This window comes from Streptomyces sp. MA5143a (genome assembly GCF_900290235.1).
Classification (GTDB): Bacteria; Actinomycetota; Actinomycetes; order Streptomycetales; family Streptomycetaceae; genus Streptomyces.
This window is the reverse complement of record NZ_OLMK01000008.1, coordinates 41,288-57,200: the sequence shown is the minus strand read 5'-3', so window position 1 is coordinate 57,200 and position 15,913 is coordinate 41,288. Positions and strand designations below refer to the sequence as shown.

Here is a 15,913-nt window from a genome sequence, read left to right as displayed (position 1 = left end):
CCCCTCGCGGGAACCACCCGTGCCCCCGCGGACCAGGTCCCGCGCCGGACCCCGGCCGCGATCAGCGGGCCGTTAGGGTGGCGCCGTGGTGAACGCAGCGGGCAAGTTCGGGCCCTACAACCAGCCGGGGCCCGCTCCCACGACCTCGGCCATCGGCGTGGGCCACGCCCGCGTGCTGCCCCTCGGCGGTCAGAGCGGATCCGATCTCGTCCGCTCGCGGATCGCGCTGCGGATCCGGCTGCGCGTGGTGCGGCCCGGTGACCGGCTGCCGGACGCCGGTGTCCTCGCCGAGGAGCTGGGGATCAGCGAGATCACCGTGCGCCGGGCGCTGGAGGGCATGTGCCAGGACGGTCTGCTCGACCGCAGGCGCGGCCGTGCGGGCGGAACGTTCGTCGCGCAGGGCTGGGACACCGTCGTCGCCCTGACGCACGACACCGAGGAGGCGGCCTCGCTGGACGCCTTCCATCTGCTGCTGGAGTGCGGCCTCGTGGCGCACGGTGCGGGAGAGGTGCCGGCCGAGCGGCTGGACGGACTGCGCTCCCTGGTGGCGGACATGGAACGGACGGACGACCCGGCGCACCTCGCCGAGCTGGAGACCCGCTTCCATCTCGACCTCGCGGAGGTGCTCGGCGGTCCCGGGATCCGCGAGTTCGCCGCCGATCTGCTCGGCCGCCTCTGTCTGCTGCTGCCCCCGCCGCGGCCCGAGGCGGTACGGGAGCGCAACGGCTGCCACGCCGAACTCCTCACCGAACTGGGGCGGGGCGCGACCGATCGGGCCGTGCGGGCGGTGAAGGCGCACCAGCGTTCCCGGCACGGCTGACACCCGGTCCGGTCGGCGGCCCCCGTGTACCCGCCCGACAGCACGATCGTCGACATCCCGCGCACCCATCACGCCACACCACCGCACGAGGAGTTGCCGCCATGCCCCACCCCGGAGCCGGTCCGCTGTCCCCGCCGGGCCCCGCCGGCGGCGCGCCCCAGCGGTTGCGCGGCGGTGTCCTCGGCATGGCGGACATCGCGGCCGCCACCATGGCCAACGTCGGTCCGGCCATGAGCTTCTTCTTCGGTTTCGCCTTCCTCGCCACCACCGCGGGCGTGGCGTCGCCGCTGACCATCGCGGCCGCGGGCATCGCGGTCGCGCTCCTCGGCAACACGCTGGCGGAGTTCTCCAGGGCGCACCCGTCGGCGGGCAGCTTCATCACGTTCGTCGGCAGGACGTTCGGTCCGGTCAGCGCGGTGACCACGGCGCTGTTGGCGGCGGTGGGCTACATCATCGCGATGGCCGGCGTCGTCTCGATCTCCGGCGGGTTCGTGCAGATCACCCTGCACCACTACACCGGCGTGGACCTGCCGTGGATCATCTGGACGCTGCTGCTCACCGGGCTGGCGGTGCTGCTGATGCTGCGCGGCGTGGTGGTCTCCACGAAGTGGGCCGGCTATTTCTTCGGCGCCGAGATGCTGGTGCTGGTCGTGGTCTCGGTGGCGGCGCTCGTGGAGCACCGGGGCGCGCTCTCCTTCGACCCGTTCCTGCCCAGCCACATCAGCGACGGTTTCAAGGGGCTGGCGGCGGGCTTCCCCCTGGCGGTGTACCTGTTCATCGGCTGGGAGAACTCGGCGGCGCTCGCCGAGGAGACGGAGAACCCGCGGCGCAACGTCGGCCGTGCGGTGTTCTCCTCCGTCGCCATCATGACGGTGAGCTACATCCTCTTCGCCTACGCCACGGTGACCGGCTTCGGCTACGACGTGACCGCGCTCGGCGACTCCCGGATCCCCTTCATCGAGGTGGCCCACGACACCCTCGGCGCGCTGGCGTTCCTCGCCTACCTCGGCGGTCTGACCTCCACCCTCGGCGTGCTGATCGCGGGCATCAACTCCCAGGCCCGCCTCGTCTTCAACGCCGGACGGGAGGGGCTGCTGCCGTCCTTCTTCGGCTATGTGCACCCCACCAGGCGCACCCCGAACAACGCGATCGTCACCTTCACCGCCATCGCACTGCTGATCATCGGCGGCTGGGGCCTCGGCCATCTGCTGGGCCCGGGCGGCGGCCCCATGAACCCGGTGGTCTTCTTCACCGAGTCCTCGACGCTCGGCGCCATCCTGATCCTGCTGGTGTACCTGGCGTCCAACATCGCGCTGCCGCTGTACTACCGCAGATACCGCCCGCAGGAGTTCCGGGTGGTACGGCACCTCCTCCTGCCCGCGGTCGGCACGGTGGCCATCCTGGTCCCGCTGTACTACCTCGCCAAGCCCGGCCAGCCCGCGCCGTACAACTGGTTCCCGTACGCGGCGATCGCCACGCTGCTCGCCGCCGTCGGCTACGCGACCCTCCTGGTCCGCCGCGACCCGACCCTCGCGGAACGCGTCGGCTCGATCGTCGCCGACGCGGACTGAAAGGCCCTCGTTTCGAACCAGATCGAATGGTGTCGCCCTTGGCGTCGAGTCGAGCGCACGCTGAACCGCATCAAGCCCGCATGAGACCAGGGGGAACATATGCGCGTCTTCCAGCGTGCGCTGGCGGTGTCGGCCGCCGCGGCGGCACTGATCACCGGATCGCTCACCTCGGCGACGGCGGCACCGGTCCGGTCCGGCACCGCCGATGCGGCGTTGCTCGGCGATGTCTACCATCTCGTCAATCGCGGCACCGGGCGCTGTCTCGACGCCTTCTACTCCGGCGGCGGTGAGAACGGCAACGCCGTCGGGCTGTGGGACTGCAACGGCGGCATCAGCGAGCAGTGGCGGCTCATCTCCTCGCACGACCTCCTCTACCCGTACGCCCTCGTGAACGAGCGCAAGGGACGCTGCCTGGACTATCCCGCCGAGTCGGACGGCCGCATCGGCTGGCAGTTCAAGCTGTGGGACTGCAACCAGTCGGCGTCGCAGAACCTCAAGCTGGTGCCCTTCGGCAACTACTACAAGATCTACATGCAGCGCAACGGGACCGCGCCGATGGACGCCTACGCCAGCAGCGGTGGCCTCAACGGCAACCCTGTCGGCATCTGGAGCGAGACGGGCAGTCCCCTTCAGCACTGGACGTTGCAGCCGTACTGAGCTTCGAGAAGCCTCGGTCTCACACCACCCCCACCGGTGTGCGCAGGAGTGCGCGGGTCGCCTCGTGGGTGGGGGCGGTGAAGACCGTCGCCGTGGGGCCGGATTCCACGCTGCGGCCCGCGTCGAGGACGGTGACCGTGTCGGTGCGGTCGGCGATCAGCGGGAGATCGTGGCTGATGAGGACGAGGGCCGTGCCGCGCTCCTCCCGCAGCCGGACCAGCAGGTCCATGATCGACTCGGCGGTTGCGGTGTCCAGGGCCGAGGTCACCTCGTCGCAGATCAGCACGTCCGGGTCGGCCGCCAGGGCCCGTGCGATGGCCACGCGCTGACGCTGTCCGCCGGAGAGTTCGTGCGGGTAGCGGGAGGCGGACTCGGCGGGCAGGCCGACCTGTTCGAGCAGTTCCGCCACCCGGGCCGGCGCCACGCCGGACGCGCACCGCCGGTGCAGCCGCAGCGGTCTGCCGAGCGCGGCGCCGACCGTACGGCTGGGGTTCAGCGCACCGAGCGGGTTCTGCGTGACCAACTGGACGCGGCGCCGCTGTTCGCGGCTGCGCCCGCGCAGGCCCGTGCTCAGCGGCGCCCCGTCGAGACGGATCGTGCCGGCGGTGATCGGCTGGAGCCCGACCACGGCGCGGACGAGTGTGGTCTTGCCGGAGCCCGAGGCGCCGACGATGCCGGTCGCCGCCCCGGGAGCGACGGCCAGCGAGACACCGTCCAGCGCGGGGACGTCCGAACGCCGGCCGAACGCCACGCACAGACCCCGCACGTCCAGCACGGGGACGCCCACCGATCCGGTCCCGGCCCCCCGGTGCCGTATCCGGCCCTCGACCGGGCCCTGCTCCACGTCCCCGGCCCGGACCTCCCTCCGGTCCGTCGGCGAACGCCCGGCCGAGGACCCGGTCGAGCCCCCCGCCCGGCCCTTCGCCAGGTCCCCTGCGCGGTTCCCCGCCCGGTCCTCGCCCCGCCCCTCCGGCGGTCCCCCCGACACGCCGGACCGACCGGGCGCGGGCGCCCCCGCCCGTAGTTCCACCACCTCGTCCGCGATGCGCGCGACGAGTTCGGGGTCGTGGCAGGAGAGCGCCACCGCCAGGTCGTGCTCGCGGGCGAGGTGGCGCAGCAGGTCGCCGATGTCGTCGCGGAGTTCCGGGTGGAGGCCGGCCGTCGGCTCGTCGAGGAGGAGGAGCCGGGGGCGGCGGGCCAGGGCGCGGGCGAGGGCCACCCGGCGTTGCTGTCCGCCGGACAGGGCTGCCGGGCGCCGGGTGACGAGGGTGCCGTCGTCGGGGAGCCGTACCTCTTCGAGGAGGGCCCGCACCGCCTGCGGGGTCCGGTCGTGCTTGAGTTCGCGCAGGAGGGAGCCGACCCGCATCCGGGGGTTGAGGCCCGAGCCGGGGTCCTGGCCGACGAAGGCGAGCCGTTCACGGCGCAGGGTGCGCAGGTCCCGTTCGGAGAGGGCGAACACGTCGTGGCCGAGGACCTCGACGTGTCCGGAGGTGCGCTCGGTGCCGGGGGGCAGGAGCCCGGTGAGGGCGCGCAGGAGCGTGGTCTTGCCCGAGCCCGAGGGGCCGGTCAGCGCCGTCAGCCGGCCCGGGTGCAGGGTGAGCCGGGCGTCCCGGAGGAGGATCCGCCCGTCGTGGGCGGCGACGGTGAGGTCGGTGATCCGGGCCGCGGGGGTCGCGTCGGGGGCGGCGGGCGCGGGAGGGCCGTCCTCCCGGTACCGGTCGGGTGCGTGGCTCACAGGACGGTCACCGCCTTCCGGCCGGACTGGGGTGCGAGCGCCGCCGCGGCGAGGTTGACGCAGAGGGCGAGCAGGCCGATGGCGAGGCTGGGGGCGACCACGGACCAGGGATTGAGGAGGATGCCGGAGGAGTTCTCCCGGATCATCAACGCCCAGTCGGCGGCGGGTGGTTGGGGCCCGACCTGAAGGAACCCGGCGGTGGCGACCAGGTAGACGGCGGCGACGAAGCGCAGGCCGAAGAGGGCGAGCAGGGTGGCGCGCAGGTTGGGCAGGACCTCGCGCAGTACGAGGTGCCACAGCCGTTCACCGCCCGCCGCGGCGGCCTCGACGTAGCCGGAGGCGGCCACCGGGGCGGCGGCTCCGGCGGCGAGCCGTACCGCGTACGGCACGCCGAGGACGACGGCGGCGGCGATCACGGCGAACCGTCCGCCGTCGGGCCAGGAGAGGGTGACGAGGAGGATGCCGAGCACCGCCGGCAGCAGCATCAGCACGTCGGCGATCCGTTCCACCAGGCGTCCGACGCGCGGGCGCAGCGCGCCGATCGCGCCGAGGACCGCGGCGCCGCCGGTGACCAGCGCGGCGACGAGCAGGGAGGAGAGCACCAGGTCGCGGCCGCCGGCGAGCAGTCGGCTCAGCACGTCCCGGCCCAGCTGGTCGCCGCCGAGCAGGGCGTCGCCGCCGGGTTCCGCGTACGGGGCGGCGACGGGGGCGTCGATGGGATGGGGGGCGAGCCAGGGCCCGGCGAGGGCGAGGACGAGCAGCAGCAGGGCGGGCAGCACGCGCAGGGCGACGGCGCGGGTACGGGGGCTCATCGGCGGCCTCCCGCCGTCATGTCCCGGACGAGGTCGGCGAGCAGCAGGACGCCGGTGATGACCGCGCCCGACAGGGCCGTCACACCGGCGATGACGGGGCTGTCGCGGTCGGTCACGGCGGAGGCCAGGACCGACCCGATACCGGGGTAGTTGAAGATGGTCTCGACCACGACCGCGCCGCCGAGGAGCATGCCGGTGGAGGTGGCGAGGCCGGCGGTGATGGTGGGCAGGGCGCCGGGCAGGACGTGGTGGGTGAGGACGCGGTGCGGGGGCAGGCCGTCGAGGACGGCGGTCTCCACGTGGGGGGCGCGGGCCTCGTCGGCGAGGGCGGCGCGCACGATGCGGATGTTCCAGCCGGCCTGCGGGACGGTCAGGGCGAGCACGGGCAGGATCAGCATGGTCCAGTCGGCGGGGGTTCCGTCGGCGTCGGTGAGGGTGACGGCGGGCAGCCAGCCCGTCCACAGCGAGAGCAGCAGGACGAGGGCGACGGCGACCACGAACTCGGGCAGGGCGAGGACGGCGGTGGCGGTGCCGCAGACGGCGCGGTCGACGCGTCCGCCTGGTCGGAGCGCTGCCCAGCAGCCGAGGGCGAGGGAGAGGACGGCGGTCAGCAGCAGGGCGAGGCCGCCGAGGAGCAGGGTGTTGGGGAACGCCGAGGACAGCAGGTCGCTCACCTTCTCGCCGCGTGCCGACACCCCGAGGTCGCCGGTGGGCAGGCCGCTCATCCAGTCCCAGAAGCGTTCGAGGACGGGCCGGTCGAGGCCGAGGAGTCTGCGTCGGGCCTCGGTGTCGGTGGCGCTCTCCCCGCGCTCGGAGGTGGCGTCGGCGGCGTCGCCCGGCAGCAGTTCGACGGTGACGAAGACCAGCGCGAGGAGCACCGCGAGGAGCGTCGCCCGTTTCAGGACGACGAGACCGACCCGGGTGGCGAGCAGGGCGAGGGGAGCACGCGGTCGCCGGGCCCTCTCCCCTTGGGGAGAGGGCCCGGCGGGTGCGGCCGTGTCAGCGGTCAACGGGCCAGCCATGCCCGCTCGAGCTGGACCCGGCCGTAACCGGGCAGTGTGGGCAGCCCGTTGACCTTGGATCCGGCGAGGTCGATGCCGTCGGCCATGCCCCACAGGAGGTAGCCGGAGCTGTCGTGCTCGATCTGCTGGAGCTGCTTCAGCAGTGCGGTGCGCTCGCTCGCGTCGGCGGTGCCGATGGCCTTCTGGTAGGCCGTGTCGAACTCCTTGTCCTTCCAGCCGGCCTCGTTCTGGCCGCTGTCGGAGACCATGGTCTTGCTGGCGAAGAAGACCACCGAGTCGTTGGTGCCCCAGTAGGTGGTGTAGAGGTCGGCCTTGAGCCAGGTCTTGTCCCAGAAGGTGGCGGACTCCTGCTTGACGACCTTCACCTTCACACCGGCCTCGCGGACCTGGGTGGCGAAGAGGGTGGCCGACTCGGCGAGGCCGGCGATGTCCTCGGTGGTGTACAGCTCGTACGTCTTCGACGTGTCGAACTTGGCCTCCTTCAGCAGCTGCTTGGCCTTGGCGAGGTCGCGGGTGCGCTGCGGGATGCTCTTGTCGTAGGCGGGGTCGCCGGTGCCGAGGATGTCGTTGGCGACGGTGCCGTAGCCGGACAGGACCTGCTTGACCATGGCCTCGCGGTCGACGGCCAGGCGCAGCGCCTCGCGGACCTTCGCGTCGGCGAAGGGGCCGTCGGCGGTGCGCAGGACGATGGGCATCGCCATGTCGTTGGGGCGCCGGACGGTCTTGATGTCCCCCCGGCTCTCGGCCGTGCGGGCGGCGACGGCGCCGACGTTGGAGGCGAGGTCGATCTGGCCGGCGAGCAGGGCGCTCGCCATCGCCTGGGGGCTCTCGAAGATCTTGACCTCGATGGCGTCGAGGTGCACGTCACCGCCGTACCAGTCGTCGTTGCGGACGAGGCGGGCGTTGCCGCCGCGGAACCAGTCGAGCTTGAAGGGGCCGGTGCCGGGGGCCTTGGCGATGTTCTTGTCGGTGGTGCCCTTGGGGACGACGAAGGTGGTGAGGCGCACCAGCAGGGGCAGTTCGGCGTTGGCGTAGTCGGAGACGATCACGACGGTGTCGGTGCCGTCGGCGGAGATGTTCTTCGCCTGGATGCCGGGCAGCCGGGAGGCGCCGGCGGGGGTGGCGCGCAGTCGCTTGAGCGAGAAGGCGACGTCGTCGGCGGTGACGGGGGACCCGTCGTGGAACTTCGCGCCCTTGGCGATCGTGAACCGCCAGGTCTTCAGGTCGTCCGAGGCCTTCCAGCTCGCGGCGAGGCGGGGCTCGGTGTTGGGCTTGGCGCCGGGGACGGTCAGGGTGTCGTAGATCAGGCTGAGGATGAGGTAGTCGCTCTCGTTGGCCTGGCTGCCGTGCGGGTCCCGGGTGATGGCGCCGGCCCTGCCCAGGGCGCCGACCCGCAGGGTGCCGCCCTTGACGGGTTCGGCAGAGCCGCCGCCGGCGGCCGCGTTCGGCTCCTCGTCGCCGCCCCCACCGCAAGCGGTGAGCAGGGCGCCCGCGCCGATGGCGCCGCCGAGCCAGAGCATGTGACGTCGCGTCAGCTCCACGTGTTCCTCATTTTCCCGCAGTGACCGAGATTTGCTTAGCCTTACCTACCTTGTGCAACTCCTGTGTGACAAGACCGACTTCACGTGACCTAGATCCTACTTAGGTAAGCCTTGCCTGTCACCGCGGGCCTGGCTATGTTTCAGCAGGGCTTCCCGGCGCCGCACCGACCACGCGGCCCGCTCCGGAGGGCCTTCTTCTCCGTGCCCGTAGACCAGCAACGCGCTGCCCCGTACCCCCCGCACTGGAACGGACAGTCACCCATGCCCACGGGAACCGCACCCGTACGCCTGCTCGACCCCGACTCGGTGGCCGAACTGACCGCCGCCGCCCACACCCTCCTGGCCAGGTACGACGGGTCCTCGGCCCACCCCGGCCTGTTGGCCGAAGTCCCCGCCGTAGCCGTCTCGTTGAGCGACGCGATACGCCACGCCTGCCGCCCCGTCGACACCGCCGACGGCCTGTTCGTACTGCGCGGCCTGCCCGTCGACGACACCGAGATCGGCCCCACACCCGACCACTGGTCGACCGCCGGTGACGCCGGAGCCGTATACGACGTGGCCCTGCTGCTGCTCTCGACGGTGATGGGCACCCCCATCGCCTGGGAGGGCCAGCAGGAAGGCCGTTTCGTCCACAACATCGTGCCGTCCTCCGGACACGAGGAGGAACAGACCGGCGCCAGCAGCAGTGTGCTGCTCAGCCCGCACACCGAGGACGCGTTCCACCCCGGCCGGGCCCATCTGCTGGTCCTCGGCTGCATGCGCAACCACGACTCCGTCGCCACCACCGCCGCCAGCATCCGCCAGGTCGAACTCGACGACCACGAGGTCGAGTTGCTCAGCCGTCCGGTGCTGCCGATCCTGCCCGACGACGCCTACGAGGAGGCCCAGGGCTACGCCGGCGAGCCACCGGCCGTGCCCACGCTCTGGGCGTCCGAGGACGGCCTGACCCTGCGCTTCGACCCCGCCTACACCCCGCTGGACCAGGCACCCGAGGATCACCGCGCGGCCTACGCCCGGCTGGAGGACGAACTCGCCCGCGTGAGCGTCGCGGTGAGCCTGAACCCCGGCGAGGTCCTGGTCGTCGACAACGACCTCGTCGTCCACGGCCGGGTCCCCTTCCAGGCCCGCTACGACGGCACGGACCGCTGGCTGAAACGTTCCTCTGTGCGGGTCGGGGGCCGGAGCACCAGGCCGCCGGCCGAGAAGTCGGAGCACGGCTACGGCCAGGCCGCCGTGGAGGCCTACGCATGACCCGCATCGACACCCCGGAAGGGACCGCCGTGGCGCCCGACGACAAGACCCTGCGGATTCTCAGCACCAGCGACGTGGCCGGCATCGACATCTCGCTGACCGATGTGGTCTCCGTGGTGGAGCAGGCGTACCGCACCCTGGCGGACGGCCGCTCCGACAACCCGCGCAAGCTCACCGTCAAGCCCGAGGACGGCCACTCCGTCGCCTACGCGATGCTCGGCCGGGACGGGGTGCGCGGAGTCGTCGCGATCAAGACCTCCTACAAGTACGGCCTCCACGAGGACCGCGACAAGCAGCACTACTACACGACGCTCACCCTCTACGACGACGAGACCGGCCTGCCGGTCGCCATGCTGGACTGCGGCCGCGTCGGCGCCCTGCGCACCCCGGCGGTCTCCGCCCTGCTGGCCCGGGAGCTCGCCGCGCCGGACAGCCGCAGCGCCCTGGTCATCGGCACCGGTACCCAGGGCCGGCTGGCGCTGCCGTTCCTGCTGACCACCCTGCCGGACCTGGAGCGGCTGATGCTCTTCGGCACCCACCCGGACGGCATCCGGGCCGTGCGCGAGCAGCTCCACGCGTACTTCCCCGACCGGGAGCTGGAGATCGTGACGGATCTGCGGGCCGCCGCCGCGGACGCGGACGTCGTCCTCGCCACCGCCGGACCGGGCACCCCCGCGGCCGTGGAGGCCGAGTGGCTGGGGCCGTCCGCCCTGTCGGTGCTGATCGGGTACGGCATCGCGCCCTCCACCCTGCACACCGCCGACCGCGTCATCGCCACCAGCGAGGCCCAGATGCGGGTCACCGGCACCGACATGGCCGACGCCGACGGCGAACTCCGGGCCGTCCACGCCGAGTTCCCCGAGGTGCTCGCGGGCCGCGCCGAGGGCCGCACGGACCCGGGGCAGCGGATCTTCGCGTACAACAGCGGGCTGGTCGTCACCGACATCGCCCTCGGCCACCGGTTCGCCCAGCTCGCGCTCGCCCAGGGCCTGGGCACGGCGGTGCCGCTGTGGACGTGACGACCGCCCTCCCCTCCCACACCACCGACGAGGTGCGCGCCCTCCTCGAACCGCCCGGCCGCTCCCTCCTGCACGAGCTGGGCCACGGCCTCGGCGGCCCCTACCACGCGCTGTTCCCGCGGCGGTTCGACGCGAACGCCGCCGCGTTCCGGGAGGCGTTCGCGTCGGCGGGCGTGGACGGCCGCGTGTACTACGCCAAGAAGGCCAACAAGGCGTCCGTGTTCGTGGAGCGGGCCGCCGTGGCGGGCCTGGGCGTGGACGTGGCGAGCCACGGGGAGCTGCGCGAGGCGCTCGCGGCCGGGGTGCGCGGCACCGACCTGGTGATCACCGGCCCGGCCAAGGACGCCCATCTGCTGCGGGTCTCCGTGCTGCACGGGGCGCTGATCGCCGTGGACGCCCTCGACGAACTCGACCACGTCCTCGCCCTGGCCCGCGAACTGGACCGGACCGCCCAGGTGTTGCTGCGCCTGCTCCCGCCGGGGCAACCGCACAGCCGCTTCGGCCTGGACGACACCGAGACGGCGACGGCCCTCGGCCGCTGCCGCACCGGGCACGTGGACCTGGCGGGGTTCAGCTTCCATCTCTCCGGCTACGACATCCAGGAACGGGCCGACCTGGCCGCCCGGGCGGTACGGCTGTGCGCGCACGCCCGCACCCTGGGGCTGCGCGCCGACCGGGTCAGCGTGGGCGGCGGCTTCGCGGTGGACTACGTGGGCGCGGACGACTGGCGCCGCTTCCACGAGAGCACCCGGCCCGAGCACTTCCACCGGAACAAGACCTTCTCCGGCTACTACCCGTACCACTCCCCCGTCGCCGGCGCGGACGCCCTCGCCGCCCTGCTCGCCTCGACCCCGGCGGACGAGACGTCGAGCCTGGCCGACCTGGTGCGTCAGGCGGGGGTGACGCTGCTCGTCGAGCCGGGCAGGGCGCTGCTGGACCAGGCGGGGTGCAGCGTCTTCCGGGTCCAGGGCGTCAAGGAACGCGACGGCTACGACATCCTCACCGTGGACGGCAGCAGCCTCAGCCTGTCCGAGCAGTGGTTCGAGAGCGAGTTCCTGCCCGACCCGGTCGTCGTCCCCGCCGACCGGGCGGACCTCGCCGACGCGGGCCCGTACCCGGCCTGTGTGGGCGCCGCCACCTGCCTGGAGTCGGACCTGCTGACCTGGCGGAAGATCCCCTTCCCCGTCCGCCCGGCCACCGGCGACCTGCTGGTGTACCTGAACACGGCGGGCTACCAGATGGACTCCAACGAGTCCCCGTTCCACGAGCTGCCGCTGCCGCCCAAGGTCGTCGTCGAACCGCCGGCCCACGACTCCCCCTCCGTCCGCCCCCGCTGGCGTCTCGACCGCCACCCGTAGGGAGTTCCCCGCCATGAGCCACCCCCACCCCCTGCACCGTCCGCCCGTCGTCCGCCAGGTCTCCGAACTCATCGGCGCCACGCCGCTGTTCGAGCTGTGCCGCACGGAGAGCGACGCCCGGCTGCTGCTGAAGCTGGAGCAGTTCAACCCGACCGGGACGGCGAAGATACGCATGGCCCGGCAGATGGTCGTCGACGCCGAGGAGCGCGGGCTGCTGCGTCCCGGCGGGCGGATCATCGAGTCCACCTCGGGCAACACCGGGCTCGGGCTCGCCGTGGTCGCCGCCGAGCGCGGCTACACCTTCACCGCGGTCGTCGACCACCACGCGTCCAAGGACAAGCTGCGCGCCATGAAAGCCATGGGCGCCGAACTGGTCTACGTGGCCGCCGAGGGCGACGAGGACCTCGCCACGGCCGCGCGCGAGGAGCTGGCGGAGCGGATGGCCGCCGAGTCGGACAACGCGTACTTCACCGAGCAGCACAACAACATGGCCAACGGTGTCGGCTACCACCCGGTGGCCCGGGAGCTGGACGCCGCGCTGGACGGCCGTGTCGACATCCTGATCGGCGCGGTCGGCACCGGCGGCGGACTGTTCGGCACCGGGGGCGCGCTGCGCGCGACCGTGCCGGACGTGCGGATCGTGGGGGTCGAGCCCAAGGGGTCCATCGCCTTCGGGCCGCCCGCGCACGACTACCACCAGTCGGGCACCGGCACACCGGAGGGCGCGACGATCGGCGCCATGGTCGACTACAGCCTGCTCGACGAGGGCGCGAAGGTCGGTGACGTCGAGGCGTTCGCCACCGCCCGCGCCGTGGCCCGCCGCACCGGGCTCATGCTCGGCGGCTCGGCCGGCGGAGTGGTGTACGAGGCGCTGACCCGGATGACGTCCCTCGCGCCGGGGACGACTATGGTCGCCCTGATCAACGACGGCGGGGAGAAGTACCTGGACACGGTCTTCGACGACGACTGGATGGGCGCCCGGGACCTGCTCTCCCCCGACACCGAACGCGAGGTGGACGAGCTGCTCGCCAAGCTCCGCAGTGTCGCGCCGGACGTCCAGGGGTAGTTCGTCCCGTCGTCAGCGTCCCCCCACCTCAGGAACGGAAGTCGATGCCGCCCGCCCTCGCCCGCCTCCTCGGCGACAGCCGCGCCCTCGCCACACTGGCCGTGCCGCTGGCGCTCACCCAGCTCGCGCAGGTCGCCCTCACCACCACCGACACCATCATGATGGGCCTGCTCGGCACCGAGGCCCTCGCGGCGGGCGGCCTCGCCATGGTGATCTTCAACCAGTTGCGCACCATGGGCGTCGGCATGGTCACCGCCGTCGGCAACCAGGTCGCGGCGGCCGACGCGCGGGCGGAGTCGGCCGACGCGCCGGGCGCCGCCGAGGACGAGGTCCGCGACCTGGTCCGGGCGAGCCTGCTCCTCTCGACCCTCGTGGGGGTCGTCGGCGCCGTGCTGATGGTGCTCATCGGGCTCGCGGTGATCTGGCTGGGCCAGGACCCGGAGGTCGTCGACGCCGCGAAGCCCATCCTGTACACGATGGCGCCCGGTCTGGTCCCCTGTCTGTGGTTCCAGGCGATACGCCAGTTCACCGTCGGCATGCGCCGCCCGCAGGCCCTGCTGCGCATCACCCTCGTCTCGATCGCCGTCAACGCCGGCCTCAACTGGGTCCTCATCCACGGCACCTGGATCTTCCCGGAGCTGGGCCTGCCCGGCATCGGCCTGGCCACCAGCCTGGTGTACGCGTTGTCCTGCCTGGCCCTGTACCTGTCCGCCCGGCGCGACCCCCGGCTGGCGCCCGTCCTGTCGCTCAGCGTCTGGAAGACCCGCCCCGCGACCCTGCGCCGGCTGACCGGGCTCGGTACGCCGATCGCCGCCACCTACGGCTCCGAGGCGGGCTTCTTCTTCGTCGTCGCCCTGTTCGCGGGCAGCTTCGGCACGGCGGCGCTGGCCGCGCACACCGCCGTCAACCAGCTCGTCTACATCGTCTTCCAGATCGCCGTCGGCCTCTCCCACGCCGCGTCCATCGGCGTCAGCCGGGAGCTGGCCCTGCACAACCTGGCCGCGGCCCAGCGGCTGAAGGCCACCGCCGTGGCCTGCGCGGCGGCGGTGATGGCGGTGGTCGGCCTGGTGTACGTGACCGCGCCCGACCTGGTGCTCGCGCCGTTCTTCGACACCGGTGACGCCAGGGCGGTCGACATCGCCACCCAACTGCTGCTGGTCGCGGCGGTGCTGCAGTTCTTCGACTGCGCGCAGAACATCGGCGTCGGCCTGCTGCGTGGCCTCGACGACACCAAGGGCGGCTTCCGCGTCACCCTCGTCGGCTACTGGCTGGTGGGCCTGCCCGCCGCCGCTCTCCTCGGCCTCGCCCTGGGCCTGGACACCCTCGGCATCTGGCTCGGCCTCCTCACCGGTCTCGCCACCACCGCCGTGCTCCTCCTGCGCCGCTTCGACCGCGGCCTCGACCGGCTGCCCCGGCCCACGCAGGCGGAGCCCTCCCAGGCCTGACCGCCGCCGGCACGGCGCACCGCCCGTTTCTCACGAACTCCGGCGCACGCGGAGGACAGGAGCGACCGGGGCACGTCAGGACCGACCGCGGAATCGGTGGTGTGAGCGTGGCCCGAGTAGTCGTGGTGGACGACGAGCCCATGGTGTGTGTCTTCCTGCGCACCATTCTCGGCTCGGCCGAGGACCTGGAGGTCGTCGACGTGGCCCATGACGGCGCGGCCGGCATCGAGGCCGTCCGGCGCAGCCGCCCGGACGTCGTGCTGATGGACCTGCGTATGCCGGGCATGGACGGCCTGACCGCGATCGAACGCATCAACGAGGGGTGCCGTGGTCCGTGGGCCCCGGTCAGCCTGTGGTCGTGCCCCGTTCGGCGACGAACACCGGCTTGAGGTGCCGCTCGGGCAGGGCCTCGGGGAGCTGTTCCCAGTCGAGGACGTGGGAGACGACTCGGGCCGGGTCGACCGTGCCGGAGGCGGCGAGCGCGAGGGCGTCGGGCAGGTGGGCGCGGACGTTGTCGCGGGCGATCCGCAGGGTGACCCCGGTGAGGTACATGTCGAGCAGCGGCAGCCCACCGGGGCGGAAGTGGTTGCCCGCCGACTCGCATACGCCCTCGGGGGCGAGGGAGTTGACGGCCAGTGCGAGCTGGTCGACGCGGCCGGTCGCCTCCACGGCGAGGTCGAAGCCGTGGCGCACCGGTTCCATCGTCTCGACGGTGCGGGCGCCGAAGCCCGCGGCGAGCCGGCGGTGCTCGGCGTCGGGGTCGACGTAGAGGACGTCGGAGGCGCCGAGGGCGCGGGCGATGTCGCACACGTAGAGGCCGATGCTGCCCCGGGCGACGACCAGCACCCGCGCGCCGGGGCGGGCCGTGAGGTGGGGCGCGACCAGGCGCCACGACAACGACCAGTTGTCGCTCGCCGAGGCCATGGCGATCGGGTCGAGGCCCGCCGGCAGCGGGACGAGCATGGCGTCCGCGTACGGCACCCGGACCAGGTCGGAGAAGAGGCCGCCCCAACTGCCGCCGATCGGTGCGCCGTACATCGCCATGTGCGGTACGGAGGCGCAGTGGGCGGTGAGCCCGTCGCGGCAGTGGCCGCAGGTGCCGCAGCTGATGGACCAGGGCACGACGACCAGGTCGCCGGGGGCGACGGCGGTCACGGCGTCACCGATGTCGACGACACGGGCGACGCACTCGTGGCCGAGGGCGAACGGCGGTTCGATGAAGCCGTGGCCCGCCAGGATCGCCGAGTCCACGTCGCAGGAGGTCGCGGCGACCGGCGCCACGACGGCCTCACCGGCCGACCCGACCCGGGGGTCGGGGGCCTCGCGCCACTCGACGGTGCGGCGGGCGACGTACGTCAGCTCACGCACCGGCCTGCTCCGCGTTCCCCGCGCCAGGGTGAGGGTAACTCCACGCCTGGGCGCGGAAGAACGCGGTGTCGGGCGCTCCCTCCCAGCGCGGCAGGACGGCCCCGAGGTCGCGCCGGACGGTGGCGCGGCCCTCCTTGGTGAGGGCTCCCGTGGGCACGGTCAACCGGATCATGGGCATGACGGCTCCTATGACGATCGTTATGGACCTGGGTCACGCTAGACTATGACGGACGTTATAACCAGGGGCG

At 72.8% G+C, this 15,913-nt stretch carries 14 protein-coding genes and 1 pseudogene; 9 read left to right on the top strand and 6 right to left on the bottom strand.

Translation table 11 applies throughout. From position 1 onward, the window contains the following. The first annotated feature begins 85 nt into the window (after positions 1-85). The 3 genes from SMA5143A_RS02580 to SMA5143A_RS02570 all read left to right on the top strand — a co-directional run bounded on the left by SMA5143A_RS02580 (position 86) and on the right by SMA5143A_RS02570 (position 3,048). On the top strand, positions 86-820 hold the full coding sequence (locus SMA5143A_RS02580; RefSeq protein ID WP_107461184.1) for a FadR/GntR family transcriptional regulator: 735 nt from the start codon (positions 86-88) through the stop codon (positions 818-820). 101 nt (positions 821-921) lie between these two features. Then, positions 922-2,391, top strand: coding sequence for an APC family permease (locus SMA5143A_RS02575; RefSeq protein WP_107461183.1), 1,470 nt, complete (start codon positions 922-924; stop codon positions 2,389-2,391). A 99-nt stretch (positions 2,392-2,490) separates the two neighbouring features. Further along, positions 2,491-3,048: an RICIN domain-containing protein gene (locus tag SMA5143A_RS02570; RefSeq protein ID WP_107461182.1), complete on the top strand. Its 558-nt coding sequence runs from the start codon at positions 2,491-2,493 to the stop codon at positions 3,046-3,048. Between the two features lie 19 nt (positions 3,049-3,067). On the opposite strand, the gene SMA5143A_RS43670 is transcribed toward SMA5143A_RS02570, so the two are convergent. Genes SMA5143A_RS43670 through SMA5143A_RS02545 form a run of 4 tightly spaced genes read right to left on the bottom strand, consistent with a single transcriptional unit; the run spans position 3,068 to position 8,137 of the window. After that, positions 3,068-4,783 (bottom strand): ABC transporter ATP-binding protein, encoded by a 1,716-nt coding sequence (locus SMA5143A_RS43670; RefSeq protein ID WP_258193242.1) that lies wholly within the window; start codon positions 4,781-4,783, stop codon positions 3,068-3,070. Next, positions 4,780-5,595, bottom strand: coding sequence for an ABC transporter permease (locus SMA5143A_RS02555; RefSeq protein ID WP_107461180.1), 816 nt, complete (start codon positions 5,593-5,595; stop codon positions 4,780-4,782). The genes SMA5143A_RS43670 and SMA5143A_RS02555 overlap by 4 nt, the downstream gene beginning before the upstream one ends. Beyond that, entirely contained in the window at positions 5,592-6,617 is a 1,026-nt protein-coding gene (locus tag SMA5143A_RS02550; protein WP_107461179.1) for an ABC transporter permease, read from the bottom strand. The genes SMA5143A_RS02555 and SMA5143A_RS02550 overlap by 4 nt, the downstream gene beginning before the upstream one ends. Next, positions 6,602-8,137 (bottom strand): ABC transporter substrate-binding protein, encoded by a 1,536-nt coding sequence (locus tag SMA5143A_RS02545; RefSeq protein WP_107461178.1) that lies wholly within the window; start codon positions 8,135-8,137, stop codon positions 6,602-6,604. The genes SMA5143A_RS02550 and SMA5143A_RS02545 overlap by 16 nt, the downstream gene beginning before the upstream one ends. 282 nt (positions 8,138-8,419) lie before the next feature. On the opposite strand from SMA5143A_RS02545, the gene SMA5143A_RS02540 reads away from it, so the two are divergent. The 6 genes from SMA5143A_RS02540 to SMA5143A_RS02515 all read left to right on the top strand — a co-directional run bounded on the left by SMA5143A_RS02540 (position 8,420) and on the right by SMA5143A_RS02515 (position 14,686). Further along, positions 8,420-9,409 (top strand): TauD/TfdA family dioxygenase, encoded by a 990-nt coding sequence (locus SMA5143A_RS02540; protein WP_107461177.1) that lies wholly within the window; start codon positions 8,420-8,422, stop codon positions 9,407-9,409. Beyond that, positions 9,406-10,428: an ornithine cyclodeaminase family protein gene (locus SMA5143A_RS02535; protein WP_181361687.1), complete on the top strand. Its 1,023-nt coding sequence runs from the start codon at positions 9,406-9,408 to the stop codon at positions 10,426-10,428. The genes SMA5143A_RS02540 and SMA5143A_RS02535 overlap by 4 nt, the downstream gene beginning before the upstream one ends. Continuing rightward, complete coding sequence (locus SMA5143A_RS02530; protein ID WP_107461200.1) at positions 10,425-11,786, top strand: alanine racemase; 1,362 nt, start codon at positions 10,425-10,427, stop codon at positions 11,784-11,786. Before SMA5143A_RS02535 ends, SMA5143A_RS02530 begins: the two co-directional genes overlap by 4 nt. 13 nt (positions 11,787-11,799) lie before the next feature. Next, entirely contained in the window at positions 11,800-12,852 is a 1,053-nt protein-coding gene (locus SMA5143A_RS02525) for a cysteine synthase family protein (protein WP_107461176.1), read from the top strand. Between the two features lie 44 nt (positions 12,853-12,896). After that, entirely contained in the window at positions 12,897-14,297 is a 1,401-nt protein-coding gene (locus tag SMA5143A_RS02520) for an MATE family efflux transporter (protein WP_107461175.1), read from the top strand. Between the two features lie 107 nt (positions 14,298-14,404). Further along, the gene (locus tag SMA5143A_RS02515) at positions 14,405-14,686 is read left to right on the top strand and encodes a response regulator (RefSeq protein ID WP_258193240.1); all 282 of its coding nucleotides are present in this window, start codon (positions 14,405-14,407) and stop codon (positions 14,684-14,686) included. Here the strand turns inward: SMA5143A_RS02515 and SMA5143A_RS02510 are convergent. Next, positions 14,643-15,665 carry a zinc-dependent alcohol dehydrogenase gene (locus SMA5143A_RS02510; protein ID WP_107461174.1) on the bottom strand — a complete coding sequence of 341 codons (1,023 nt, stop codon included), beginning with the start codon at positions 15,663-15,665 and terminating at the stop codon, positions 14,643-14,645. The genes SMA5143A_RS02515 and SMA5143A_RS02510 overlap by 44 nt on opposite strands. A gap of 34 nt (positions 15,666-15,699) precedes the next feature. Continuing rightward, positions 15,700-15,843 (bottom strand): annotated as a pseudogene (locus tag SMA5143A_RS02505) (tautomerase family protein); the annotation flags it as partial. Between the last annotated feature and the right edge of the window lie 70 nt (positions 15,844-15,913).